21 protein-coding genes and 1 pseudogene are annotated in these 24,482 nt (G+C 73.3%); 6 read left to right on the top strand and 16 right to left on the bottom strand.

Annotated elements, in window-relative coordinates; translation table 11 throughout:
* Positions 1-148 precede the first annotated feature (148 nt).
* The 3 genes and pseudogenes from JIX55_RS37645 to JIX55_RS37635 all read left to right on the top strand — a co-directional run bounded on the left by JIX55_RS37645 (position 149) and on the right by JIX55_RS37635 (position 2,066).
* A complete protein-coding gene (locus JIX55_RS37645; RefSeq protein WP_257567687.1) occupies positions 149-343 on the top strand; it encodes a DUF2795 domain-containing protein in 195 nt (64 codons plus the stop codon).
* Between the two features lie 265 nt (positions 344-608).
* Positions 609-1,022, top strand: a complete 414-nt coding sequence (locus JIX55_RS37640) for an SRPBCC family protein (RefSeq protein WP_257567685.1) — start codon at positions 609-611, stop codon at positions 1,020-1,022.
* A 91-nt stretch (positions 1,023-1,113) separates the two neighbouring features.
* Positions 1,114-2,066: pseudogene (locus tag JIX55_RS37635) on the top strand (polysaccharide pyruvyl transferase family protein).
* Between the two features lie 188 nt (positions 2,067-2,254).
* Here the strand turns inward: JIX55_RS37635 and JIX55_RS37630 are convergent.
* The 16 genes from JIX55_RS37630 to JIX55_RS37550 form a co-directional block, all read right to left on the bottom strand.
* Entirely contained in the window at positions 2,255-3,151 is an 897-nt protein-coding gene (locus tag JIX55_RS37630; RefSeq protein ID WP_257567684.1) for a glycosyltransferase family 2 protein, read from the bottom strand.
* Positions 3,148-4,032, bottom strand: coding sequence for a glycosyltransferase family 2 protein (locus JIX55_RS37625; protein ID WP_257567683.1), 885 nt, complete (start codon positions 4,030-4,032; stop codon positions 3,148-3,150). Before JIX55_RS37625 ends, JIX55_RS37630 begins: the two co-directional genes overlap by 4 nt.
* Positions 4,029-4,982, bottom strand: a complete 954-nt coding sequence (locus JIX55_RS37620) for a glycosyltransferase family 9 protein (protein ID WP_257567682.1) — start codon at positions 4,980-4,982, stop codon at positions 4,029-4,031. Before JIX55_RS37620 ends, JIX55_RS37625 begins: the two co-directional genes overlap by 4 nt.
* Positions 4,979-6,340: a D-glycero-beta-D-manno-heptose 1-phosphate adenylyltransferase gene (rfaE2, locus tag JIX55_RS37615; protein ID WP_257567681.1), complete on the bottom strand. Its 1,362-nt coding sequence runs from the start codon at positions 6,338-6,340 to the stop codon at positions 4,979-4,981. Before rfaE2 ends, JIX55_RS37620 begins: the two co-directional genes overlap by 4 nt.
* A 1-nt stretch (position 6,341) precedes the next feature.
* Positions 6,342-6,926 carry a D-sedoheptulose-7-phosphate isomerase gene (locus JIX55_RS37610; RefSeq protein ID WP_257567680.1) on the bottom strand — a complete coding sequence of 195 codons (585 nt, stop codon included), beginning with the start codon at positions 6,924-6,926 and terminating at the stop codon, positions 6,342-6,344.
* Entirely contained in the window at positions 6,926-8,143 is a 1,218-nt protein-coding gene (locus JIX55_RS37605) for a glycosyltransferase (RefSeq protein WP_257567679.1), read from the bottom strand. The genes JIX55_RS37610 and JIX55_RS37605 overlap by 1 nt, the downstream gene beginning before the upstream one ends.
* Positions 8,140-9,090 (bottom strand): glycosyltransferase, encoded by a 951-nt coding sequence (locus tag JIX55_RS37600; RefSeq protein WP_257567678.1) that lies wholly within the window; start codon positions 9,088-9,090, stop codon positions 8,140-8,142. The genes JIX55_RS37605 and JIX55_RS37600 overlap by 4 nt, the downstream gene beginning before the upstream one ends.
* Positions 9,087-10,076 (bottom strand): glycosyltransferase family 9 protein, encoded by a 990-nt coding sequence (locus tag JIX55_RS37595; RefSeq protein WP_257567677.1) that lies wholly within the window; start codon positions 10,074-10,076, stop codon positions 9,087-9,089. The genes JIX55_RS37600 and JIX55_RS37595 overlap by 4 nt, the downstream gene beginning before the upstream one ends.
* Positions 10,073-10,675, bottom strand: coding sequence for a D-glycero-alpha-D-manno-heptose-1,7-bisphosphate 7-phosphatase (locus JIX55_RS37590; protein WP_257567676.1), 603 nt, complete (start codon positions 10,673-10,675; stop codon positions 10,073-10,075). The genes JIX55_RS37595 and JIX55_RS37590 overlap by 4 nt, the downstream gene beginning before the upstream one ends.
* Positions 10,672-11,679, bottom strand: a complete 1,008-nt coding sequence (locus JIX55_RS37585; protein WP_257567675.1) for a glycosyltransferase family 2 protein — start codon at positions 11,677-11,679, stop codon at positions 10,672-10,674. Before JIX55_RS37585 ends, JIX55_RS37590 begins: the two co-directional genes overlap by 4 nt.
* A complete protein-coding gene (locus JIX55_RS37580; RefSeq protein WP_257567674.1) occupies positions 11,676-13,313 on the bottom strand; it encodes a carbamoyltransferase family protein in 1,638 nt (545 codons plus the stop codon). Before JIX55_RS37580 ends, JIX55_RS37585 begins: the two co-directional genes overlap by 4 nt.
* A gap of 236 nt (positions 13,314-13,549) precedes the next feature.
* Entirely contained in the window at positions 13,550-14,512 is a 963-nt protein-coding gene (locus JIX55_RS37575; protein WP_257567673.1) for an NAD-dependent epimerase/dehydratase family protein, read from the bottom strand.
* A 93-nt stretch (positions 14,513-14,605) separates the two neighbouring features.
* Positions 14,606-14,794, bottom strand: coding sequence for a hypothetical protein (locus JIX55_RS37570; protein WP_257567672.1), 189 nt, complete (start codon positions 14,792-14,794; stop codon positions 14,606-14,608).
* Between the two features lie 184 nt (positions 14,795-14,978).
* Complete coding sequence (locus JIX55_RS37565) at positions 14,979-16,526, bottom strand: dolichyl-phosphate-mannose--protein mannosyltransferase (protein ID WP_257567671.1); 1,548 nt, start codon at positions 16,524-16,526, stop codon at positions 14,979-14,981.
* 247 nt (positions 16,527-16,773) lie between these two features.
* Positions 16,774-18,123 (bottom strand): serine/threonine-protein kinase, encoded by a 1,350-nt coding sequence (locus tag JIX55_RS37560; protein ID WP_257567670.1) that lies wholly within the window; start codon positions 18,121-18,123, stop codon positions 16,774-16,776.
* Positions 18,124-18,714: 591 nt separating this feature from the next.
* Positions 18,715-18,939, bottom strand: coding sequence for a heavy-metal-associated domain-containing protein (locus JIX55_RS37550; protein ID WP_257567669.1), 225 nt, complete (start codon positions 18,937-18,939; stop codon positions 18,715-18,717).
* Positions 18,940-19,143: 204 nt separating this feature from the next.
* On the opposite strand from JIX55_RS37550, the gene JIX55_RS37545 reads away from it, so the two are divergent.
* The 3 genes from JIX55_RS37545 to meaB are packed head-to-tail and all read left to right on the top strand — an operon-like array spanning position 19,144 to position 24,100.
* Positions 19,144-20,952: a methylmalonyl-CoA mutase subunit beta gene (locus JIX55_RS37545; protein WP_257567668.1), complete on the top strand. Its 1,809-nt coding sequence runs from the start codon at positions 19,144-19,146 to the stop codon at positions 20,950-20,952.
* Positions 20,952-23,126, top strand: coding sequence for a methylmalonyl-CoA mutase (gene scpA / locus JIX55_RS37540; RefSeq protein WP_257567667.1), 2,175 nt, complete (start codon positions 20,952-20,954; stop codon positions 23,124-23,126). The genes JIX55_RS37545 and scpA overlap by 1 nt, the downstream gene beginning before the upstream one ends.
* Positions 23,123-24,100 carry a methylmalonyl Co-A mutase-associated GTPase MeaB gene (meaB, locus tag JIX55_RS37535; RefSeq protein WP_257567666.1) on the top strand — a complete coding sequence of 326 codons (978 nt, stop codon included), beginning with the start codon at positions 23,123-23,125 and terminating at the stop codon, positions 24,098-24,100. Before scpA ends, meaB begins: the two co-directional genes overlap by 4 nt.
* Positions 24,101-24,482: the final 382 nt, after the last annotated feature.

Here is a 24,482-nt window from a genome sequence, read left to right as displayed (position 1 = left end):
GTCCCTCCCCCTGGGAAGGCATCGCCGGGGCGATGGCGTCCTGGTCCGATGCCCCGATGACCAGCGATGAACCTCGAATGGCACGGCAGCCAGTCGGGTACCCGGCCACCGGCGCGGCCCGCGCGCCGCGCACGGAACGGAGAACGTCATGGCTGAGATCAGTCCCATCGACCTGCAGAAGGCCCTGAAGGGCGCCGACTATCCGGCCAGCAGCGACGATCTCGTCTCGCTGGCCAAGAGCAACGGCGCCGACGACACCGTCGTCAAGAAGATCTCCCAGTCCGGAGCCAAGCGGTTCGACGGACCCAACGACGTGCAGAAGGCCGTCTTCGGCAACGACTAGGAAGACGGTGACATCCCGCGCTCATCGTCGGCTCCGCCGGGTCGGCACCCCCGTACACCCAGGTGGACAGCGCCGAGTGCCGCAGGTCGTGCGGCGCCGTCGGTGACGCGGGTCGTCCACGTCCGACCATTGCCCCGGCCTGCCCCGCACGGTTCCCGCCCCCGCGCTCACCGCGCCATGGGCGAGCGGTAGCGGCAGGGGGTTGGGTTCGGGCAGGCCGGGCACGCGTTCCGCCGTACGACCCCGAGGCGAGGGCGGTACCGCCATGACCGAGTACGAACGTTCCCGTACGATGTCCGCACCATCCGAACATATTTTCGACCAAGCCGCCCATGTCGACCGGCTGGAGGCCTGGCTGCCGGAAGCCCTGCACGTGAACGCCGGGAACCTTCCCGCCGTCACGGTGCACGAGGACCGCACCGGCGAGGACATCTCCGCCCTGTTCCGCGCCCGTCGCGACCAGATGCGGCTCGAATGGGGCACCCGCGAGCAAGGCAGCTATACCGGCTGGCTCCAGGTCGCCGGCATCGGCAGCGGAGCCAGTGAGGTGACAGTGCACCTGTCGTTCTTCGACGACAGCCACGACCCCGGCGAGGAAGCCGTACGCGACGCCCTGGACAGCAGCCTCGAGCGCCTGGAGGAGCAGGTGCGGCTGCGCGTCGACCACGCGGCCGGCTGACCGGCGGGCCGCGCGCGACATGGCACGGGCCAAGCAGTACGCCGTCGCCGCGTCCGGACAGTGGACACGAGCGGCCGCTCACTCATGAGACATGACGGTGGTTGCCCGCGTGCCGGCAGGGCACCCGGGCGCTGTGGCCCGGCGACCGCGGATCCTGCTGACGGGGTGGTTCGGCTTCCTGGACGGGGAGGCGACCGCCGGGGACGTGCTGGCGCTGCACCGGGTGCAGGAGGTGCTCCGGCGGGAAGGGCTGGACCACGATGTCGCCTGGAGCCCCCGCTTCCGGCCGGAGGGACCATCTCTGGCGCAGGCCCGCCCCGAGGAATACTCGCACCTGGTGTTCGTCTGCGGTCCGCTGCACGGGCCGCAGATCGAGGAGCTGCACCGGCGCTTCTCGCACTGTGTGCGGATCGCCGTGGGCACCTCCGTCGTCGACGCCGGCAGCCCCGCCGTCACCGGCTTCCACCAGGTGCTGGCGCGGGACGCTCCCGGCGCGGAGCCGAGGCCGGATCTGGCGGCCCGCGCGCCCGCCCCGCCGGCCCGGGCCGTGGTCGGGGTGATCCTCACCCATGGCCAGAAGGAGTACGGCGAACGCCGGCAGCATGCGCGGGTCGCCGAGGAGGTGACACGCTGGCTGTCCGGCCGGGCCTGCGCCCGTCTGGAGCTGGAGACCCGGCTCGACGTGCGCGATGGCGGCTGAGTGCGACACCGGCCCAACTGGAGTCGGTGCTCTCCCGCCTCGACCTGGTCGTCACCGACCGGTTGCACGGGATGGTGCTCGCCCTGCGTGCCGGGCTTCCCGCGCTGGCCGTCGACCCGGTCGAGGGTGGTGCGAAGGTGACGGCGCAGGCGCGCGCCTGCGGCTGGCCCGCGCTGGTATCCGCCGAGCGGCTCGACGAACGCGTGCTGGACCAGTGGTGGGAATGGTGTGCGACCTCCGGCCGCGGGCTCGCCCGCGAGATCGGTGCCGGGTTCCGCCGAGGCGCGGCGGCGGACGGCACGGAGGATCTTCTCCGGCCTCTTCGGCCGGGTGCCACCGGTTGACCGGAGGCGGGCGGGGTCCCGTCTCATCCCCGGCGGCCCGCGACGAGGAGAGACAGTGACGGACAGTGACGACCGGTCCGCTCCGCGATGACGAGACGAGACGAGACGAGACGAGACGAGACGAGCGGCGTATACCGTCCGAGAGGCGCGCTCGTGAGTCTCCGACCGGGAGGCCGACACGGCCCCGCTCAGCCCCTGTACTGGCGTGCGGTCGACTGGCGTTGGGGATCCTCCAGCAGCCGCAACCGTGACTCGACCTCCGTCGGCAGCACCCGCCGTTCGCGCAGCACCCACGGCAGCGCGGCCGCCGCCTCCGCGAAGGCCCGCAGGGAGGCGGTGTCGCGAGGGACCGTGCGGGCCAGGTGCGCGGTGCGGCGCAGTGCGCGGCCCGCCGGGCGGCGAAGCCAGGTGAACCACAGTGTGTTGCGGATGCCGTGGGCCCGGCGCAGGGTGGCGTCCCTGACGTCCGACGGCTGGTGATGGGCCGTCAGGTGGTCGGCGTACGTCAGCCACCAGCCGTCGGCGGCGAGGTCCGCGGCGATCAGTTCCTCCTCGCCGCCGAGCCACAGCCGGGGGTGGAAGCCGCCGGCGGCTCGGAAGGCGTCGGCACGCAGGACGGTCGCGGCGGCGAGGAAGGAACCGAGAGCCGGTCCCGGAAGCCAGCTCGGCCCGGGTATGGGCGAGTTGCGCAGTTCGGCGACGATCGGGTCTTCGGTGCCGTCCGGTTCGACGACGATGCGTGCCGTGACCGCGCCGAGCGCGGGGTGCCGGTCGAGCAGGTCGGCGGCCCCGGACAACGCGCCGGGCGCCCACCAGGAGTCGTCGTCGCAGAAGGCCACGTAGGGCGTCCGCACATGGCGCATGGCCAGGTTGCGGCCGACAGCGCCGAGGTTGCGGCCGGGGCGCAGCAGCAGCACCTCGGGGTGGTGCCGGATGACGGCGTCGGCGGTGCCGTCGGTGGAGGCGTTGTCGGTGACGATCACCCGGGGCCGCTCCGGCAGTTCGGCCAGGTGGTCGAGGGTGCGCAGCATTTCGGGGCGGCGGTTGTGGGTGATGACGACGACGGTCGTGCGGCGGTCGGTCATACCGTCGCTCCGAGGGCCGCGGCCGCGGTGTCCAGGGTGCGGGCGGCACGTTCGACATGCGGGGGCAGGGGCCTTCGCGCGCCCAGTGCGGCGGGCAGGCGTGCGAGGGTCTCGCGCAGGGCCTGGCGTGCGTGGGGATCGCGACGGGCCTCGGTGGCCAGGTCCCGGGTGCGGGCGAGGGCGTAGGGCAGTGGGCGGCGCAGCCAGGCGGTGAGCAGGTCGTTGCGGCGGACGACGGCCGGGCGACCGGTGCGCGGCGTCGGGTCCGGATGGTGGTGGGCGATGACATCGGGGCAGTGGGTGACGCCCCAGCCGCGGGCGGCGAGGTCGTAGGCGAGCAGCGTCTCCTCACCGCCGAAGAACAGCACCGGGTGGAAGCCGCCGACGTCCATGTAGGCGCTGCGGCGGACCACGGCGGCGCAGGCGAGGAAGCCGAGGACCTGCGTACCCGGGAGGTCGGTCGCCCGGCCCAGGGGCGACGTGGCGAGCACCTCGTTGAGCGGGTCGGGTTCGACGGCGGGGCCGACCAGGGTGCGCGCGGCGAGCAGGCCGAGGCGCGGGTGGGCGTCGAACAGGCCGGCCGCGCGGCTCAGGGCGCCGGGCGCCCACCAGGAGTCGTCGTCGCTGAACGCCACGTACGGGGTGTCGAGGGAGCGCACGCCGTCCGTGCGGGCGAGGGCTCCCCGGTTTGACGGCAGGTTCAGCACCCGCACTTGGGGGAAGTCGCGGGCGAGCAGGTCGCGGGTGCCGTCGGTGGAGGCGTTGTCGGCGACGACGACGGGCGGCCGCCCGGGGAGGTCGAGGATGTGGCGGAGGGTACGGGCGAGCGAGGGCGCCCGGTTGCGGGTGGCGATGACGACGCCGACGGATGCTTGGCTCATGGGGTGTCGGTGAGTCGGTCGAAGGCTTCCAGGACGTCTTCGGGGCGGATACGGAGCAGGACGGGGTCGGTGCGGCGCCCGTGTGGGTCGCCGTCCGGTCCCGGGTGCCAGAGGACCTGGTGGCGCGGGTGCGCGGGCGGTCCCCAGCGGCTGGGCGGCACGGGGCCGAAGAGGGTGACGGAGGGGGCGGCGTGGGCGACGGCGAGGTGGGCGATGCCGGTGTCGCCGCTGACCACGGCGCGGGCCCCGGCGACGAGGGCGGAGAGCCGTCCGAAGGGCAGGCCGCCGCCGAACACGTCGGTGTCGGGCAGCCGGGCCTCCTTGGCGAGGCGGGCCGGCAGGTCCTCCTCGTCCGCTCCCCCCGTGACCACGACCCGGTGGCCGCGCTCGCGCAGGGCGGTGGCCACGGTCGCGTAGCGGTCGACGGGCCAGCAGCGTGACGGTGCGCCGGCACCGGGGTGCAGGACGATCGCGCCGGGGGCCGGGGACGGGTCCGCCGGGCTGGGCAGCCGCAGGTCGGACGCGTCGGCGGCCATCCCGTAGGCCTCGACGAAGCGGCACCAGCGGTCCCGTTCGTGTTCCTCGGCGTACCAGGGCGGTCCGTCGATCTCGGGCGTGTCGGGGTGCGCGAAGGCCAGGAGCCGTCCCGGGCACAGGGACTGCAGGAGCCGGTGGCTGGGCGGCCCGTTGCCGTGCAGGTCGACGGCGACGTCGGGCGGGGGGCCGGTCCAGTCGAGGCTGCGGGGTACGGCGCGGCCGGGGGCGGAGGCGGGCAGCAGCCGGTCGACCGCTCCCGTCGCCGCCGCCAGGGGGGCGAGCTCTGCCGGGGCGGCCAGCACCAGTTCGTGGTCCGGGAAGCCCCGGCGCAGCGCGCGCAGCGCGGGGACACCGGCGAGGAGGTCGCCGAGGCCCAGGGCGCGCAGGACGAGCAGACGGGGGCGTGTGCTCATCGGGCTCCTTCCCGTACCCGTGCCATCAGGGCGGTCGAGGAGCGGCCGTCGAGGTACGGCAGCAGGACCGCCTGTCCGCCCCACTCCTCGAGCAGTGCGGCCTCGGGCAGGTCGGCGCCGGAGTAGTCACCGCCCTTCACCCAGATGTCGGGGCGGAGGTCGGTGAGCAGCCGCTCGGGGGTGTCCTCGTCGAACACGGCGACCGCGTCGACGCACGCGAGGGCGCTGAGCACGCGGACGCGGTCGGACAGCGGGTTCACGGGCCGCTCCGGGCCCTTGCGCCGCCGCACCGACGCGTCCGAGTTGACGCAGACGACCAGGCAGTCGCCGAGCCGGCGGGCGGCCTGGAGCAGCCCGACGTGCCCGGCGTGCAGCAGGTCGAAGCAGCCGCCCGCGGCGACGACGGTGCCGCCCGTGGCGCGGACACGCACGACCAGGTCGCGGGCGTCGACCGCGTCGGTGAGGGCCGCCGGTGGCGTGTCGGCGTGCGCGACGCCGCTCGCCCCGCCGGCGCCGACGAACTCGGTCGCCGCGGCCACTGCTCCCTCCACGGCCTCCCCCACCAGGGCCCCGTCGGCCAGCAGCCCGGCCGCCGTGACGGCGAACCGGTCCCCGGCGCCGCAGGTGTCCCCGTGGTGCGCGGTGGCGGCGGGGACGAGCAGGGGATGGTCTCCGTACGACAGCAGGGCCCCGCTCGCGCCGAGGGTGACCGCGACGGCGGCGACCCGCCACCGCCGGACGAGCGCGGCGGCGTCCCGGGCGGCGTCCCGCAGGGAGTTCCCGTGGCCCTCCGGGTCGGCGAAGGCGCGTGCCTCCGCCCGGGCCGGGGAGACCAGCCGGGTGCCCGGCACGGGCGGTCCGCCGCGCGGGTGCGGGTCCCAGACGAGGGGTGGCCGCTCGGCGAGGACGTCTCGCAGGGAGTCCGCCGCGCCCCGTCCGTAGTCGGAGACCAGCACGGCGGAGGCCGAGCGGAGCGCCTCGCGGGCCTCGTCCGTGGCTTCGCCGACGAGGCCCGTGCCCCGGTCCAGGCGGACCACCGGGCTGCCCCGCGCCAGGACGCGGGTCTTCTCCGGCAGCGCGCCGGTCAGCGGGAGTTCGATCGACTTCAGCTCCGGCGACAGGAGTTGGCGCAGTTCATCGCTCGCCGGGTCGTCGCCGAGACCGGTGATCAGGGTGACCTCGCGGCCGTCGCGCGCCGCGAGGTACGCGGTGAGGGCGGCGCCGCCCGGCCGCGTCCGCCGTACGCAGTCGGCGACGACGGGCACGGGCGCGTCGGGGGCGAGGCGCTCGGCGGTGCCGGTCAGGTCGCGGTCCAGCAGCGCGTCGCCGACCACGACGAGGGGGGCCTTGGCGGGCACGTCAGCTCCCCTTCCGTTCCAGGGCCGCGTCGAACGCCGCGCACGTCATGTGCACGGCGACCAGGTGGAGTTCCTGGACGGTGGCGGCGGAGCCGGCGTTCACGCACAGGGCCTCGTCGCTGCCCGCCAGCAGGGGGTTGGGGGCCGGTCCGGTCATGGCCCACACGCGCAGACCGGCCGCGCGCCCCGCGTCGGCGGCCGACAGCAGGTTGGCGCTGGCACCACTGGTGGACAGCAGCATCAGCACGTCGTCGGGACGGCCATGGGCGCGTACCTGACGGGCGAACACCTCGTCGACGCCGAAGTCGTTGGCGATGGCCGTCGTGCTGGAGGTGTCGGCGTGCAGGGCGAGCGCCGAGAAGGCTGGCCGGTCGTGGCGGTAGCGGCCGACGAGCTCGGCGGTCAGGTGCTGGGCCTGGGCCGCGCTGCCGCCGTTGCCCGCCGCGAGCAGCCGACCGCCGCCGCCCAGCACGGCCGCGAGGCGCTCGCCCCACCGCTCGGTGATGTGGGCGGAGGCCCGGAACGCCCCGAGGGCGTCGAGGAGTTCGTCGCAGTGCCCGACCACCGGGGAGACCTCGGTGCTCATCACGCCACCTCCGACGGGACCTCATCACGTGCGGTGACGCGTTGGTAGACCTCTTCGACGCCGTCCGCGACGCGCTGCCAGGTGTAGCGGGCGAGAGCGCGTTCGCGGCCGTTCGCGCCCATGGTGCGGCGCAGCCGTTCGTCGGCGAGCAGGTCGCGGACCGCCTCGGCCGTCGCGCCGAGATCGCCCACCGGTACCAGTCGGCCCGTCACCTCGTCGGAGACGGTGTCCCGGTGCCCGCCGACGTCCGTGGCCACGACGGGCACGCCGCAGGCCATGGCCTCCAGCGGGACGATGCCGAACGGCTCGTACGTCGGTGTGCACAGCACCGCGTCCGCGCTGCCGATCAGCGCGGGCATCCGGGCCGGGTCCACGGCGCCGAGCAGCCGCACCCGGTCGGCGACGCCGGCCCGGTCGGCCAGGCGCAGCAGGCGCCGCGCCTCCGGTTCGGCGGCCAGCAGTTCGGGCGGGGGCCCACCGGCCACGACGAGTTCGGTGTGGGGGATGTGGGGGAGAACCCGGATGGCCTGGTCGTAACCCTTGCGGCGGACGAGTCGTCCGCAGGCCAGCAGCCGGTGCCGCTCCCGGCGTGCCGGGGTGCCGACGGGCGGCACCCCGGGGCGGAACTGGTTCACGTCCACCCCGCACGGCACCACGGACACCCGTCGGGGCGGCACGCCCAAGTCGTCCAGTTCGAGCACCTCGTCGGTGCAGGTGGCCAGAACGCGGGCACAGCCGCGGCCGAGCTGCCGCTCGACGCCCACGCGTTCGGGAGGACTGGTGTCCTCGTGGCCTTGGTGGCGCCGCTTGACGGTGCCCAGGGCGTGGAAGGTCTGCACGACGGGGATGCCGTGGGGCCGGGCGCCGGACTGGGCCGCCATGCCGGACATCCAGAAGTGGGCGTGCACGGCGTCCGGCGGCTGGTGCTCCCAGACCCAGGCGAGGTACGCGCCGAAGCCGGGCATGAACGGGAACAGCTCGTCCTTGGGGACCGGTGCGGGCGGTCCGGCCGGTACATGCTCCACGACGGCGCCGCCGGGCAGGGCCACTCGATCGGGCAGTTCGGTGGAGTCGCGTCGGGTGTAGACCGTGACGTCGTGGCCCCGACGCGCCAGCTCCTCGCTGAGCCGGGCCACGTACACGTTCTGACCACCGGCGTCGACGCCGCCGAGCGCCGCCAACGGGCTGGCGTGCTCGGAGACCATGGCGATCCTCATCGCGTCATCTCCTTGAGCAGCCGCTCCCAGTCGTCCAGGAAGCGGGTGAGTCCGTAGCGGGCGAGCGCCGCGGCACGTGCCCGCTCGCCGACCGTTCGGGCGTGCAGCGGGTCGGCGAGGAACTCCCGTACCGCGTCTGCCAGTACGTCGATGCGGTTGGAGACCACTCCGGCGCCCGGCGGCACCGCCTCGGTCACCTCGGTGGTGGCGAGGGCCACCACGGGCATGCCGAGGTGCATCGCCTCCAGCAGGGACAGGCCCAGGGAGGTCCAGCGAACGGGGTGGAGGTAGAGGCGGCGTCGTGCCATGGCGGTGTGCAGTTCGCGCTGGACGAGTTCGTGGGAGCGGCAGCTCTCGGCCGGGACCCCGAGGTGGCCGGCGAGCCCTTCGGTCCTCATGCCGAAGACGTCCAGCGGGGCGGCCCGCGCGAACATCGGCAGCAGGTCGGTTCCCACGTAACGGCCGCGCCGCACCGGCTCGTTGACGACGACGGCGGCCCGGGGCAGCTCACCGGTCCACAGGTGGCCGGGGTCGACGATGCCGTGCTCGACGACGGTCGTGGGGGTGTTTCCGGCGTCCCACATCAGCCGGTTGAAGTGGGTGACGTGGACAAGGGTGACGCCGGGGATCGCGGCGGCCGGGTGGCGGGTGTCGGGGACGTCGCCGTCGGGGGCGTTGTGCTCCAGGTACACGAGGGGCGGGCGGCGGCCCAACCACTCGTCCACGAGGGCGAGTTCGTGTGGGCGTTGCAGGACGACGAGGTCGATGTGCTCGTCCCGCAGCCGCTCGGGCGGGACCTCGACGACGGAGTCCGGCCAGTCGAAGGTGCGGGCCCGGCCGCGGCCGTCGGGTCCGCGGTCCGGAGTGACGGGGACGACGTAGGTGTGCGGTCCCCGCACGAAGGCCGTGGTCCACGACCCGTGCACGTGCCAGAGCAGGATCCTCATATCTCCCCCCTCAGCTTCTCGACGGCGGCCACCACGTCGTGCCCGGTCACCGACTCCAGGCACGGGTGGCCGGGAACGGGACACGTCCGGGCCCTGCTGTCCGCGCAGGGCGCCAGCTGGTCGCCGAGCAGCACGTACGGCACGCCGTACGGCCGCCAGCGCTCGGCCGGCACGACCGGCGCGAAGAGCGAGACGACCGGGGTGCCGACGGCGGCGGCGAGGTGGGCGGGCCCGGTGTTGCCGGTGACGACGGCGTCGGCCCCGGCCAGCACGCCGGCCAGTTCCTCGGCACCGGTCCGGCCGCCGAGGTCGAGCCCGTGCTCGCCGGCGACGTACGCGGTCAGGTCCCGTTCGTCGGGCCCGCCGGTCACCACGACGCGGTGCCCGGCCGCGACCAGTTCCCGCACGGCCTCGGCGTTGCTCTCACGGCTCCAGGCCCGGGCGGGGACGCTGGCGCCCGGGTGCAGCACGACATACGGGCCGGGACCGGTCACGCCGGTGGCTGCGGGCGGGGCGAGCACCCGCAGCCGCCCGTCGTCGACCCGGGGGAATCCCGCGGCCTCGGCGAGGTCGAGCGCGGCCTCCGCCTCGTGGGCGTGCGGCGCGCGGTGATGCCGTACGTCGAGGAGGGAGCCGGGGTAGTCCTCGCTGTCCGCGGTGATGTGTCCGACGCCGGCCAGGCGCAGCAACAGGGCGGTGGGCAACGGGGATTGGTGGAAGGAGGTCAGGATCAGCGCCGTGTCGGCGTCGATCGTGTCGATGAGCAGCTCGACCTCTCCGCGGCCGACGGGCGGAGGGGAGAGACCCACCCAGGGGGCGTCCCAGACGAGGATGTCGTCCACGCCGGGCAGCAGGCGGGCGGCGGGCGCGCCCCGCGGTCCGCACAGCAGGGTGACGGTGTCGGCGCGGGCGGCGACGGCACGGACGGCGGGCCCGGCGAGCAGTACGTCGCCGAAGCTGTCGAGGCGGGTGACGAGCGCTTTCACCGTGGCTTCCCGGCGGCGTCGTAGGTGGCGTCGTAGGCGGCTTCGTAGGCCGCTTCGGTGGCCCGGGCGCTTCGGAGCGGTGGCCCTGTCAGCACCGCGCGCACGGCGGTGAGGAGGTCCGGCGCCACCTGGTCGGCGCTCGCCGTCTCCTCCGGCCGTGTCTGCGGGGTGGGGACGAGGATGCCCCGGGCGCCCGCCCGGCGGGCCGCCTCCACGTCGGCGCCGATGTCGCCGATGACGACGCAGTCGGCGGGCGCTGTGCAGATCCGGCCGGCCGCCCACAGGATCAGGCCCGGTTCGGGCTTGCGGCAGCGGCAGCCGTCGTCGGGGCCGTGCGGGCACACGGCCCACACGTCGAAGGGGCCGAGGAGCTCGTCGACGCGGCGGTTGACGCCGCGCACGTCGGCGTCGGTGAGCAGCCCGCGCGCGATGGCGGACTGGTTGGTGACGACTCCGGTGCGGATGCCGCGCGAGCGCAGCAGGCCGAGCGCTTCACGGGCGCCGTCGACGGGGCGGACACGGTCCGGGTCGCCGTTGTAGGGGACGTCGTGGACGAGGGTGCCGTCACGGTCGAACAGCACGGCCTTGACGGCGCTCATGGCGCCACCTCGCTCCAGGAGGGGACGTCGCGGTGGCGCCGGAGTCCGTTCAGCCAGTGCCAGGTCGCCGCGGGCGGGATGAGCGCGCTGGTCAGGAGCATCGTCGTCACTTCATGACGGGTGCGCGGTCCGGGCGCGACGCGCGTCCACGCGAACTCCGCGGTGCCGGCGGCCCAGCCCAGCGCGGCCGTCGCGGCCGCCCGGCGGCGTCCGGCGACCGCGAGCGCGCACGCGCAGGCGCCGAACGCGGTGACCGCCAGATGGGTGCGCAGGCGCCCGCGCGGCGCGGCCGCCTTGTGCCACCAGTCGGGACCGTGCAGGTACCGCATCAGGGCGTCGTCGGCGTTTCCCCGCTGGGCGCGCAGGGACACCCAGCGGTCGGCGGGGCGTACGGGGTGACGGGTGGTGCGCCGGCCCTGCCGGATGCGCCAGCCCGCGTCGAGGACGCGCAGGGCGAGGTCGGCGTCCTCGCGGAAGGCGTGCCGGAAGCGTTCGTCGAAGCCGGCGACCTGCTTGAGCGCGACGGTGCGGTAGGCCATGTCGGCGGTGATCCAACGGGCCCCGGCGAGACCGGCGGTGCCCCGTTCCCAGTCGGTGGGGCGCCGCTCACCGGGCAACGGTACGGCGATCGTGCCCTGGACGCCCGCGGTGTCGGGGGACGCGTCGGCCAGGTCCTGTGCCAGCTGCTCGCACCAGTGCGGGCCGACCTGCACGTCGTCGTCGAGGAAGGCGACCCAGGGGGTCATGACCGCGCGCCAGCCGGTGTTGCGGGCGGCGGCGGGCCCGCGTCCCCCGCTCGCCACGACGGTCGTGCGCTCCCGCAGGTCGCCGAGGACGCTCAGCGCGTGTTCCAGCGGGCCGGGGTCGGGGTCGGGGTCGGGGCGGTCGTCGACGAGGACGATCTCGTCCGGCCGGGGTCCCGTCGCCGCGGCGAGCGCGGCGAGGCAGTCGGCCAGGGTGTCGCGGACGAGCGTCGGAACCACGACGGCATAGGCCGGGCTCATGCGAACACCCTTCCCCGGCGCACCGCGAACGGACCGATCGCCAGCAGGTCCACGGGCGCGGAGCCGAAGCACTCCAACGCGTCGCGCGGGTCGTCGACCATGGGCCGGCCTGCGGTGTTGAGGCTGGTGTTGACGACCACGGGCAGTCCGGTGCGCCGTTCGAAGCCGCGCAGCATCCGCGCCACCAGCGGCTCCTGACGCTCGTCGACGGTCTGGATACGGGCGGTGCCGTCGACGTGCACCACGGCCGGGATGCGATCGCGCCACTCCCGTGCCACGTCGTGCACGAAGAGCATGTACGGGCTGGGCAGCGGCCCGGTGAAGAGCTCGTGGGCGCGGTCGGCGAGGACCATGGGCGCGACCGGCCGGAACTCCTCGCGGCCCTTGACGTGATTGAGCCGTTCCAGGTTCTCGGCGCGCCCCGGGTGGGCGAGCAGGGAGCGGTGTCCGAGGGCGCGCGGGCCGTACTCGCCGCGCCCCTGGAACCAGGCGACCACGCCGTCCCGGGCCAGTTCCTCGGCGACCGCCTCGGCGATGTCGTCAGGCCGCTCGTACGGTACGGCGGCCTGGTCGAGCCAGGACCGCAGCTCCTCGTCGCTCCAGCCGCGGCCGAGGTCGGCGCCGGGCATGGGCATCGGGCTCTCCTGCTGCTGTGCGGCCACGTGGAGGGCGCCTCCGAGAGCGGTTCCGGCGTCCCCGGCGGCCGGCTGCACCCACACGTGCCGATACGGGCCCCGTGCGGCGATCTCGGAGTTGGCGACGCAGTTGAGGGCCACGCCGCCGGCCATGGTGAGCGCCTCGCCCCCGGCCTCGCCGTGCAGCCAGTGGACGAGTTCGAGCAGGAGTTCCTCGAGGACCGCCTGGGTGCTGGCGGCGAGGTCGGCGTGCTCCTGCGTCCACTCCTCGCCCTTCGCGCGGGGCGGGGCGAGCGCGGCCCAGTCGACGCCGCGGGCGCGGAAGCCGCCGTCGCCGGTCGGGTGGACGTGCTGCCGCAGCTGGGGCAGGAAGCGGGACTTGCCGTAGGAGGCGAGGGCCATCACCTTGTACTCGTCGCTGCTGCGCAGGAAGCCGAGGTGCTCGGTGAGCTCCTCGTAGACCAGGCCGAGGGAGTCGGGCAACGCCTGCGTGGCCAGGGTGTCGAGCCTGCCGTCGCGGAAGCGGCCGGCCAGGTGGGAGGCGGCCTCGCCGCGCCCGTCGAGGACGAGGACGGCGCTGTCCCGGTGCGGGGAGGCCGGCCCGGCGGAGGCGGCGTGCGCCACGTGGTGGGGGACGAAGACCACCCGGTCCGGGTCGAGGCCGGGCAGTGCCTCGGCGAGGAACTCGGGTGAGCGACGCGCATAGTCCAGGCGCAGCGGGTCCCACGGGTCGTCCAGCCCCATCTCGTGGGCGGGGCGGGCGAGCCCGGGATCGAAGGAGTAGGTGACCGCGTCCAGTTCCTCGGGCCGGATCCCGGCGTACTCCAGGCACCAGCGGGCGGACAGCTCGGGCAGCTCCCAGGCGGAGAACGGCACCGGGCGCTTGCCGTGCTTGCGGCGGCTGAAACGCTCCTCCTCCGCGGCGGCGACGGTGTGACCGTCGACGACGAGAGCGGCGGCCGGGTCGTGGAACAGCGCGTTGATGCCAAGGATGCGCATGGGGTGATTGCTCCGTACCGGTGGCTTGAGGGGCTCGTGCTACTGGTTCGCGAGTGCCGCTGGCCTGTTGTCTCAAACACTTGGAGACAGCTCGTCACGAAATGAGCGTATTTCTTGGCTTTCGGTGTCGCGCAGGACGCGCTGGGTCGCCGAGCCCCCGAGCGGGCGCGGTTCTGACTACCAGACTCGAAGAATGCCTGGCTGGGCCCGGCGGGCCGAAGGAAACGGCGGCCGGATCAGGCCGCCGCCGAACGGGTGAACCAGTCGATCGTGCGTGCGAGGCCCGCGTTCCAGTCGACCCGCGGCTGCCAGCCGAGCCGTTCCCGCGCGAGGCGGGTGTCGGGCTTGCGGCGCGCGGGGTCGTCGACCGGGCGTTCGACGAAGCGGATCCGCGAGGCGGAGCCGGTGAGGTCGATGATGCGGCGGGCGAGGTCGAGCACCGTGATCTCCTCGGTGCCGCCGACGTTCACGGGGCCCGGCTCCTCGGCGGCTGCCAGGGCGAGGATGCCGTCGACGGTGTCGTCGACATAGCACAGCGAACGCGTCTGGTTGCCGTCCCCGGCGACGGTCAGAGGCGCGCCGTCCAGGGCCTGGGCGATGAACGTGGGCACGGCGCGGCCGTCACCGCCGCGCATGCGCGGACCATAGGTGTTGAAGATGCGGACGATGGCCGCGTCGGTGCCGTGCACCCCCCGGTGGGCGCTCACCAGGGCCTCGGCGAAGCGCTTGGACTCGTCGTAGACGCTGCGGGGGCCGACCGGATTGACGTTGCCCCAGTACGTCTCGCCCTGCGGATGCTCCAGCGGGTCGCCGTACACCTCCGAGGTGGAGGCGAGAACGAAGCGGGCGTCGTCGGCGCGGGCCCGCTCCAGTGCGTGGCGGGTGCCGTCGCTGCCGACGGCGAGTGTCTCCAGCGGCAGCCGCAGGTAGTCGGCGGGGGAGGCCGGGCAGGCGAAGTGCAGGACCAGGTCGAAGCGGCCGGGCACGGCGCGCCAGGCCGCGGGATCGGTGGCGTCGGCCCGCACGAAGCGGAAACCGTCGTGCCGCTGTAGATCCGCCACGTTGGCGCGGGAGCCGGTGGCCAGGTTGTCGAGACACACGACATCGGCGCCCGCGGCCAGTAACCGCCCGCACAGGTGCGACCCCACGAATCCCGCTCCGCCGGTCACCAGAGCCCGCGGGAAGACGCGTCCCCTCATCCCGCTCTCTCCTCTCTCGCCTTCCCTCTCTCGCCGTCCCGCTCTCGCCTTCGTCCGCGTGTCGGCCTGACCAGGTGGCCGGAATGGCCCGAATCAGGGGTGCTCGGCCTGCTGGTCCGGCGGCACGCCTCCACCTTTCCCACCGCCCTTGGTGCCCTTGTCCGTGCCATGGTCAGGGCCGCGCTTCGTCTTGGACTGCTCTGCCTTGAGCTCGGCGCTTTTCTGCGGTGTGGCACCGCCCTTTCCGCTGCGCCGCTGCTCCGGTTGCTGTGGATTGGACATCTGGAGGCACCTCGCTCGCTTGGCTCGCTGGGCGAGTCGTTCGTATCGACTCGCTCGCTGGGCAGGTCGTTCGTCTCGACGAGTTCCCCGGCGGTCCCACCCGAAGCACCTGACCGTGGGAAAGTCACCCAGCGGTCTTCATCCTGCCTTCGGGGCCGCGAGCGCGACGGCACACATGGCGTGCTCAGATCCAGGTGTCGAGCCACATCCGGGTGTGCCAGCCGGGATACGGGATCGTGAGACCCGTGTAGATCGGGAAGAAGTAGATGAAGTTCCAGGCGATGAGCAGCACAAGGGTGCCCACCGCCACGGCGCCTCTTGCGCGGCGCCCGTCGCTCATGCCCGGCGGACCCAGCAGCGCGCCCAGCATCATCGCCACGGCCAGGCACAGGTACGGCACGAAGACGACGGCGTAGAAGGAGAAGATCGTGCGGTCCTGGTACAGGAACCAGGGGAGATAACCGGCACCCACGGCACACAGGACGGCGCCCGCACGCCAGTCGCGGCGCAGCGCCCACCGGAAGAGGAGATAGACGAGGGCGCAGCACGCCGACCACCACAGCAACGGCGTGCCCAGCGCGAGGATCGCCTGCGAGCAGCCGGACACCGCGTGGCAACCTTCCTCCCCGGGTTCCGGCGACTCGTAGGAGAACAGCACGGGACGGCCGAGGACCAGCCAACTCCAGGGGTTGGACTCGTACTTGTGGAAGGTGTCCAGTCCGACATTGAACCGGTAGACCCCGTACTCGTAGTGCCACAGGCTGCGCAGCGGGGCCGGGATCCACGACCATGGGCCGCCGCGGCCGTCCGCCCAGTGCCGCCCGTAACCGTCGTCGGACAGGAACCAGCCGGTCCACGTCGCCAGATAGGTCACCACGGCAACCGGTACGAGGGACAGCACCGAGGCGCCGAGGTCCTTGCGCAGCACCGCGCGGTACGGGTGGCGTGCCCCCGCGACACGGCGGGCGCCGACGTCCCACAGCACGGTCAGGACCATGAAGAAGACCAGGAAATACAGCCCGTTCCACTTGGTCGAGGCCGCCAGCCCCAGGAAGAGACCGGCCGCGAGCCGCCATGGACGCAGTCCCGTCCCGGCGCGCTCGCCGGTGTCCTGGTCCGGGCCGACATGGCCGTCCCCGTCCACCGGCAGGGCTGCCGCGAGCCGGGACCGCGCGCGGTCCCGGTCGATCAGCAGACAGCCGAAAGCCGCCAGTACGAAGAACATGACGAGGAGGTCGAGGAGAGCGGCGCGGCTCATCACGTAGTGCAGGCCGTCCAGCGCCATCAGCGCGCCGGCCAGGCAGCCCAGCACCGTCGACCGGAACAGACGGCGTCCCGTGCGGCACAGCATCAGCACCGACAGCGTGCCGAGGACCGCCGCCATGAAGCGCCAGCCGAGCGGGTTGAGGCCGAACATCCACTCGCCGAGGGCGATCACCCACTTGCCCGTCGGCGGGTGCGCGACGAAGGACGGGGTGTCGGAGAGCGGGATCACCTGGGGGTCGGCCAGGATCTGCGGATCGGCGACCTTGCGGTCCGGCCAGGTGCCCTCGTAGCCGAGCCGCAGCAGCGACCAGGCGTCCTTGGCGTAGTACGTCTCGTCGAAGATGACGGCCCGCGGCTGCCCGAGGTGCCAGAAGCGGATCGCTCCGGCCAGGACGGCGACGAGTACCGGCCCCAGCCAGCCCATCGCTCTCGCGACGCGGTACGCCGGTACCGGGCCGAGACCCATGAGCTCCCAGACACGGGTCCCCGGCTCCGGGAAGGGCGGAACCAGACGATCGCGGATGTCGGTCCGGGGGCGTCCCCTGTACCCGAACACGCGCAGACGTTCGTTCCAGTCGCTGGGCGTCGTCGGCCGCAGGGTCAACGCTGTTGCTCGCTTTCCGGCATCCTCGCCGACGCCACCGGCCTTGTTCGGTCACAAGGGAGACGGACACACAGCCCGAACGGTTGTCGCCGCACCGGGAAAGACTCGCTCAGTCATCTCCTTCGCCTCCTTCGCCTCCTTCATCTTCTTCGTCTTCTTCGTTCTCCTCGTCGGCCGGGAGAACGGAGTCGGAGCGAAGGGGAATCGGAGACGCACTCGTCCCGCTCGATGGAGCCGACGTGCGTTCCGAGAACGTCGTGCGTGCCGAGGGTGCCGTCGATGTCGTGGGCGACGAAGCCGATGCCGGATCGGTGTTGGTCGTTCGTGAGGTTTCCGCCTCGCTGTCGTCCGGCGCGAACCACGCCCTGCCGACGAGCAGGGCGATGAGGAAGATCACCGTCGCGACGATGGCACCCACCAGCGCGGTCCGACGTGAGATGAGGGGGCGCGCGTCCGGCCGTTGTCGGGCGACGCGGTGCGAACGGCCGCCTGTACGCGGCGAGGCGGACGGCAGCATGTACGTGGTCGCGGGTCCGGCTTCACCGGCCGGGCGGAGGCGACCGGGGCCGGGGACCGGTGCCGGACCGTTCTTCGGGGGGACGGGCCGCTGCCCGGCGGTCGGTGCGGTGGCGGGCAGCGGCTCGGGGCGGCCCTGCCAGGCGCCGGTGGCGAACCACTGGGCCGCCTGCTGGGCGGTGGGCCGGTCCTCGGGTTCCTTGGCGAGCAGGCCGAGCAGGTAGTTGTCGAAGGCGGGCGGCAACTGGACGCCCAGCTCACGCGGCGGTACGGGCGGAGCGTCGAGGTGCTTGTGGAGGATGGCGAGCGCGGTGTCGGCCTGGAACGGCGGGCGGCCGGTGAGGAGTTGGTAGAGCACGCAGCCCAGGGAGTACATGTCGGAGGCCGGTCCGGTGGTCCGGCCGAGAGCGCGTTCGGGGGCGAGGTAGAGGCTGGTGCCGACGATCTGCCCGGTGGCGGTGAGCGCGCCGGCCGGGTCGTCGAGGAAGCGGGCGATGCCGAAGTCGCCGATCTTGAGGGTGCCGTCGGCGTCCAGGAGCAGGTTCGCGGGCTTGATGTCCCGGTGCACGATGCCCTGTTGGTGGGCGGCGGCGAGCCCGGCGGCGGCCTGCGCGGCGAGACGGGCGACCTGCTGGGCGGGCAACGCCCCTGTGGTGGAGAGGAGATGGGCGAGGCTGTCGCCCTCGACCAGTTCCATCACCAGGAACAGCCGGTCCGCGTACTCCCCGAAGTCGAGGACCCCCACCACGTGGGGGTGGTTGAGCCGGCCGGCGGTCTGTGCCTCCAGGCGGAAGCGGGATACGGCGGTGGGGTCGGACTCCTGCGCCAGCAGAAGCTTCACGGCCACGGCCCGGCCCAGCGTCTCGTCGTACGCCCGCCAGACCTCCCCCATCGCGCCCCGCCCGATCGAGACGTCCAGCCGGTATCGGCCCGCTATCAACACCTGTGTGTCTTCCTCAAGTTCCGTGACGAATCGTCCGCCGCAAGTCAGGGCTCGCCGCTCGGGCAGGGCTCAACCGCTGTCGTATGGAGGGGGTGAGGGTGCCGCGGCGATTCACAGCCTACCGGTGACGGTCCTGTGATGATCACCGGCGAAGGGGCACGGCATCGCCTGCGGCCGACGGTGACTCTCACGGCATCCCGGCGGTCCGGGCCGAGTCGGTGTGGGCGGCGGTGCCGGACAGGACTCCCCCGGCGACGAGCAAGCAACTCGCCGCACGCCGACCGCCAACTGGCCCCCGTGTAGGGCGCGTTCGACGGTCTCCCCGTCGTGCTCCGACGTTCGCGCATTGATCGGCGGGATGTCGGACGTACGCCTGCACGGCCTCCTCAGGCGTTCGCGTGGACGGCTGCGGCGGGCTCGGGCGCCGCAGCGGGGGACTGCGGAGTCGCGGGCGGTGGGCGACGGGTGAGGGGTCCGGTCCAGCGGACGGTGAGGGGGCCTACGACGACCAGGCCGGTGGCGGTCTTCGTGAGGCCGGTGACGGCGGCCGGTGCGAGGGCCGGGAGGAGGACGGGCGGGATGTCCGCCGGCTCAGGCCGCCGCCTGCCGCACGACGTCCGCGACCTCGTAGCCCGCCGCCAGGATCGCCGCACGCACGGCCGCGTCATCGACCGTCTCCCCGCGTACGGTCACCAGGCCGGCCCGTACGTCGACATCGACCTCGGTGACGCCGGGCACCGCGATGACCTCTTCGGTGACGCTCGCGGCGCAGTGGCCGCAGCTCATGTCGGACACCGTGAAGTACTTCTCGGCCATGGTGGCTGCTCCTGTCCTCGGTCGGCCCGGCGACTGTGCCGTCGGGGGCTCGCGGGCCGCGTGGCACGAAGTACGACGCGGAGTCCCACCGTGTTCAGCCGGCCCTAGTACGTGACCCGCCCCCCTTCAAGGTCACACCGGAGAGGGCAAGGTCACAGCCGTGCCCTCTGCTGCTCCTTTGTGCATCTGGCCTAGCATCCGAGCATGACGGTCCTGCCTGACGACGGGCTTGAGCTGGCCGCCGAGTTCCCTGACGCGACCCACGAGCAGTGGCAGCGCCTAGTTGCGGGCGTGCTGCGCAAATCGGGCAAGGACGTCGAGGGTGCTCAGGCCGAGGAAGCCCTGTCCACCGCGCTGGAGGACGGGCTGCGCACCCGTCCCCTCTACACCGCGCACGACACCGCGCCCCCTTCCGGCTTCCCCGGCTTCGCGCCCTTCGTACGAGGAGGCCGGGCCGCGGGCAACACCGCCGGCGGCTGGGACGTACGCCAGCGGCACACGGCGGCGGACGGCGCCGCCGTGCTCGCGGACCTGGAGAACGGCGTCACCTCCCTGTGGCTGGTGCTCGGCGAGGCCGGCCTGCCGGTGTCGTCGCTCGGCCGGGTCCTCGACGGCGTCCACCTCGATCTCGCGCCGGTCGTCCTGGACGCGGGCGCCGAGGCCGAGCCCGCCGCGCGGGAGCTGCTGCGGCTGTACGCGGAGCGGGGCGTCGCCAAGGAGGCCGCGCTCGGCAACCTCGGCGCGGATCCGCTCGGCCACGAGGCCCGCACCGGACAGACGTACGCCTTCGCTCCCGTGGCCGAACTGGCGCGGCTGTGCGCCGAGGAGTACCCGGGGCTGCGGGCGCTGACCGTGGACGCGCTGCCGTATCACGAGGCCGGCGGCTCGGCCGCGCAGGAGCTGGGTGCCTCGCTCGCGACCGGCGTCGCCTATCTGCGGGAGCTGACCGAGGCCGGACTCGGCGTCGAAGAGGCCTGTGGGCAGCTGGAGTTCCGGTACGCGGCGACCGCCGACCAGTTCCTGACGATCGCCAAGCTGCGGGCCGCGCGCCGGCTCTGGGCCCGGGTGGCCGAGGTGTGCGGGGTGCCCGCAGCCGGGGCGCAGACACAGCACGCGGTGACCTCTCCGGTGATGATGACGCGCCGCGACCCGTGGGTGAACATGCTGCGCACGACCATCGCCACGCTGGCCGCCGGCGCGGGCGGCGCCGACTCCGTCACCGTGCTGCCCTTCGACCACACGCTCGGGCTGCCGGACGCGTTCGCCCGGCGCATCGCCCGCAACACCTCGACGATCCTCATCGAGGAGTCCCACCTCGCCCGGGTGATCGACCCGGCGGGCGGCTCCTGGTACGTGGAGCGGCTCACGGACGAACTCGCCCGCGCGGGATGGGAGTTCTTCCAGCGGATCGAGCAACTGGGCGGCCAGTCGGCCGCGTTGCGTTCGGGAAGCATCGGCCGGGATCTCGCCGCCACCTGGGAGGCACGCGCCGGCAAGCTCGCCAAGCGGCGCGAACCCGTCACCGGCGTCAGCGAGTTCCCGCACCTGGCCGAGAAGCCGGTCGTCCGCGAGCCCGCACCCGAGCCGCCCTCCGGCGGCCTCCCCCGCGTCAGCCGCGACGAGGCCTACGAGGCGTTGCGCGCCCGCTCCGACGCCCACCTCGCCGCGACGGGCTCCCGGCCCCGCGTCTACCTGGCCGGCCTCGGTCCCGCAGCCGCCCACACGGCCCGTACGACCTTCGCCGCCAACCTCTTCCAGACGGGCGGCATCGAACCCGTCACCGAGGGCACGTTCGAGGAGAGCGGCGCCTCGGAAGTGTGCCTGTGCTCCAGCGACGCCCTCTACGAGGAGCAGGCCGCGACCGTGACCACCGAGCTCAAGGCAGCCGGCGCCTCGCATGTGTTCCTCGCCGGTCGGCCCGCGCAGTACGCCGATGTGGACGCGTATGTCTTCGCTGGCTGCGACGCCGTGGCCGTCCTGTCCGCCGCCCTCGACCGCATGGGAGTGTCCTGATGGGAATCCCCGACTTCTCCGGCATCGAGCTGGGTTCCCCGTCCGTCGACGGCGGCCCCGACGAGTGGCGTACGGCGGTCAAGGACGCGGCCGGCGGTGACGGTCCGCTGTGGGAGACCCCGGAGGGCATCCCGGTCAAACCGCTGTACACCGGGCAGGACCTGGAGGGCCTGGACTTCCTCGGCACCTATCCGGGCATCGCTCCGTATCTGCGCGGCCCGTACCCGACGATGTACGTCAACCAGCCCTGGACGATCCGCCAGTACGCGGGCTTCTCCACGGCCGAGGAGTCGAACGCCTTCTACCGGCGGAACCTGGCGGCCGGCCAGAAGGGCCTGTCCGTCGCCTTCGACCTGCCCACGCACCGCGGTTACGACAGCGACCACCCGCGCGTGACCGGTGACGTCGGCATGGCGGGCGTGGCCATCGACTCGATTCTCGACATGCGGCAGCTCTTCGACGGCATCCCGCTGGACCGGATGACCGTGTCGATGACGATGAACGGCGCCGTGCTGCCCGTGCTCGCGCTGTACATCGTGGCGGCCGAGGAGCAGGGTGTGCCGGCGGAAAAGCTGGCGGGGACCATCCAGAACGACATCCTCAAGGAGTTCATGGTCCGCAACACCTACATCTATCCGCCGAAGCCGTCGATGCGGATCATCTCCGACATCTTCGCCTTCACCTCGCAGCGCATGCCCCGCTACAACTCCATCTCGATCTCCGGCTATCACATCCAGGAGGCCGGCGCGACGGCCGATCTGGAGCTGGCGTACACGCTCGCGGACGGCGTGGAGTACATCCGCGCGGGCCGTGAGGCGGGCCTCGACGTGGACGCGTTCGCGCCCCGGCTCTCCTTCTTCTGGGCGATCGGCATGAACTTCTTCATGGAGGTCGCCAAACTGCGGGCGGCCCGCCTGCTGTGGGCGAAGCTGGTCAGGCAGTTCGACCCGCAGAACTCCAAGTCCCTCTCCCTGCGCACCCATTCGCAGACCTCGGGCTGGTCGCTGACCGCGCAGGACGTCTTCAACAACGTGACGCGTACGTGCGTGGAGGCGATGGCGGCGACCCAGGGCCACACCCAGTCGCTGCACACCAACGCCCTCGACGAGGCGCTCGCCCTGCCCACCGACTTCTCCGCGCGCATCGCCCGCAACACCCAGCTCCTCATCCAGCAGGAGTCCGGCACGACCCGGGTCATCGACCCGTGGGGCGGCAGCGCCTACGTCGAGAAGCTGACGTACGACCTCGCCCGCCGCGCCTGGCAGCACATCCAGGAGGTCGAGCGGGCGGGCGGCATGGCGCAGGCCATCGACGCCGGCATCCCCAAGCTGCGCGTGGAGGAGGCGGCGGCCCGCACCCAGGCCCGTATCGACTCCGGGCGGCAGCCGGTCATCGGCGTCAACAAGTACCGCGTGGAGACGGACGAGCAGATCGACGTCCTCAAGGTCGACAACTCCTCTGTGCGCACCCAGCAGATCGAGAAGCTGCGCCGACTGCGCGCGGAGCGCGACGAGCAGGCGTGTCAGGACTCGCTGGACGCCCTCACCCGGGCCGCCGGGGGCGAGGGCAACCTGCTGGAGCTGGCCGTGCGCGCGGCCCGCGCCAAGGCGACCGTCGGGGAGATCTCCGACGCCCTGGAGAAGGTGTACGGCCGGCACGCGAGCCAGATCCGTACGATCTCCGGCGTGTACCGCAACGAAGCAGGCGAGTCCCCGTCCGTGGACCGCACCCGTGGGCTGGTCGACGCCTTCCAGGAGGCCGAGGGCCGCCGACCGCGCATCCTGGTCGCCAAGATGGGCCAGGACGGCCACGACCGGGGCCAGAAGGTGATCGCGACCGCCTTCGCCGACCTCGGCTTCGACGTGGACGTCGGCCCGCTGTTCCAGACCCCGGCCGAGGTGGCCCGTCAGGCCGTCGAGGCGGACGTGCACATCGTGGGGGTCTCCTCGCTGGCCGCCGGGCATCTCACCCTCGTACCGGCGCTGAAGGAGCAGCTGGCCGAGGAGGGGCGCGGGGACATCATGATCGTGGTCGGCGGGGTGATCCCGCCGCAGGACGTGTCCACGCTCCTGGAGATGGGCGCGGCGGCCGTGTTCCCGCCCGGGACGGTGATTCCGGACGCGGCGCATGACCTGGTGAAGCGGCTGTCGGACGATCTCGGGCACGGCCTGTGATCGATGTCGACGCCTATGTGAAGGGTGTGCTCGACGGGAAGCGGGCGATCATCGCGCGCGCCATCACCCTCGTCGAGTCCACCCGGCCCCAACACCGTGCCCAGGCCCAGGAGTTGCTGAGCGCGCTGCTGCCGCACAGCGGCCGGGCCCGGCGGATCGGGGTGAGCGGGGTGCCGGGCGTCGGCAAGTCGACGTTCATCGACGCGTTCGGCACGATGCTGACCTCGCTCGGGCACCGGGTGGCGGTGCTGGCGGTGGACCCGTCGTCGAGCCGTACGGGCGGCTCGATCCTCGGCGACAAGACCCGTATGGAGCGCCTGGCCGTCGACCCGGCGGCCTTCGTACGGCCCTCCCCCACGGCCGGCACGCTCGGCGGGGTCGCCAAGGCCACCCGCGAGTCGATCGTGGTGATGGAGGCGGCCGGCTACGACGTCGTGCTGGTCGAAACGGTCGGCGTCGGCCAGTCCGAGACCGCCGTCGCCAACATGGTCGACTCCTTCCTCCTCCTCACCCTCGCCCGCACCGGCGACCAGTTGCAGGGCATCAAGAAGGGCGTCCTGGAACTGGCCGACGTCCTGGCCGTCAACAAGGCGGACGGCCCCCACGAACGCGACGCCCGCACAGCGGCCCGTGAACTCGCGGGCGCCCTGCGGCTGATGCACGGTAAGGACCCGGTCTGGACACCGCCGGTGCTGAGTTGCAGCGCCCGCGAGGCCACCGGCCTCGACACCGTCTGGGAGCGCCTGGAACAGCACCGCACCCTCCTCGACTCCACCGGCCGCCTCGCCGCCAAGCGCCGCGACCAGCAGGTCGACTGGACCTGGTCCATGGTCCGCGACGAACTCCTCGGCCGGCTGCACACCCATCCCGGCGTACGGTCCCTCGCGCCCGGCCTCGAACAACAGGTCAGGGACGGCGAGTTGACGGCGACGCTGGCCGCCGAGCGCATCCTGCGGGCGTTCCGGGGCGACTGACAGGGCCGCACCCCGCGTCCTCGGCCACCGGTCCCCGCTCCGTCCCTCACGGCTGTCGAGGCCCCGGTTCGCGCGACATGGCGGTACCTGTCCACCGGGCAGGCGCGCCCGCGCCGACCTGAGGACCGGCCGCGCCGACGCGGAGACGTACGAGTGGTGTGTCGCGGCCGAGATCCGCGAGGTGATCGCCGTCCGGGTGGCCCCCATGCGCCCGGTGGGCACCGGACCGGTAGGCACCGGACGCGTGGACCATCCCGGTGAGCGCCTCGGTATCCGTCGCGACCGCGCGTCCGATCTCCACGGCCGCCCACGCCCGGTCGAGTGAAGCCGAGCCCCGGGGGGAGCCGGAGAGCGGGCCCGTCCGGCCTCCGTTCACCCGGCT

It is taken from the genome of Streptomyces sp. DSM 40750, from assembly GCF_024612035.1.
Taxonomy (GTDB): domain Bacteria; phylum Actinomycetota; class Actinomycetes; order Streptomycetales; family Streptomycetaceae; genus Streptomyces.
This window is presented reverse-complemented; position numbering and strand designations above follow the sequence as displayed.

Bases quoted from the DNA above. Each gene is read 5' to 3' on its own strand.
- JIX55_RS37645 (WP_257567687.1), top strand. From the start codon at position 149: ATGGCTGAGATCAGTCCCATCGACCTGCAGAAGGCCCTGAAGGGCGCC.
- JIX55_RS37640 (WP_257567685.1), top strand. From the start codon at position 609: ATGACCGAGTACGAACGTTCCCGTACGATGTCCGCACCATCCGAACAT.
- JIX55_RS37630 (WP_257567684.1), bottom strand. From the start codon at position 3,151: ATGACCGACCGCCGCACGACCGTCGTCGTCATCACCCACAACCGCCGC.
- JIX55_RS37625 (WP_257567683.1), bottom strand. From the start codon at position 4,032: ATGAGCCAAGCATCCGTCGGCGTCGTCATCGCCACCCGCAACCGGGCG.
- JIX55_RS37620 (WP_257567682.1), bottom strand. From the start codon at position 4,982: ATGAGCACACGCCCCCGTCTGCTCGTCCTGCGCGCCCTGGGCCTCGGC.
- JIX55_RS37610 (WP_257567680.1), bottom strand. From the start codon at position 6,926: ATGAGCACCGAGGTCTCCCCGGTGGTCGGGCACTGCGACGAACTCCTC.
- JIX55_RS37605 (WP_257567679.1), bottom strand. From the start codon at position 8,143: ATGAGGATCGCCATGGTCTCCGAGCACGCCAGCCCGTTGGCGGCGCTC.
- JIX55_RS37600 (WP_257567678.1), bottom strand. From the start codon at position 9,090: ATGAGGATCCTGCTCTGGCACGTGCACGGGTCGTGGACCACGGCCTTC.
- JIX55_RS37590 (WP_257567676.1), bottom strand. From the start codon at position 10,675: ATGAGCGCCGTCAAGGCCGTGCTGTTCGACCGTGACGGCACCCTCGTC.
- JIX55_RS37585 (WP_257567675.1), bottom strand. From the start codon at position 11,679: ATGAGCCCGGCCTATGCCGTCGTGGTTCCGACGCTCGTCCGCGACACC.
- JIX55_RS37580 (WP_257567674.1), bottom strand. From the start codon at position 13,313: ATGCGCATCCTTGGCATCAACGCGCTGTTCCACGACCCGGCCGCCGCT.
- JIX55_RS37575 (WP_257567673.1), bottom strand. From the start codon at position 14,512: ATGAGGGGACGCGTCTTCCCGCGGGCTCTGGTGACCGGCGGAGCGGGA.
- JIX55_RS37570 (WP_257567672.1), bottom strand. From the start codon at position 14,794: ATGTCCAATCCACAGCAACCGGAGCAGCGGCGCAGCGGAAAGGGCGGT.
- JIX55_RS37565 (WP_257567671.1), bottom strand. From the start codon at position 16,526: ATGGGTCTCGGCCCGGTACCGGCGTACCGCGTCGCGAGAGCGATGGGC.
- JIX55_RS37550 (WP_257567669.1), bottom strand. From the start codon at position 18,939: ATGGCCGAGAAGTACTTCACGGTGTCCGACATGAGCTGCGGCCACTGC.
- JIX55_RS37545 (WP_257567668.1), top strand. From the start codon at position 19,144: ATGACGGTCCTGCCTGACGACGGGCTTGAGCTGGCCGCCGAGTTCCCT.
- scpA (WP_257567667.1), top strand. From the start codon at position 20,952: ATGGGAATCCCCGACTTCTCCGGCATCGAGCTGGGTTCCCCGTCCGTC.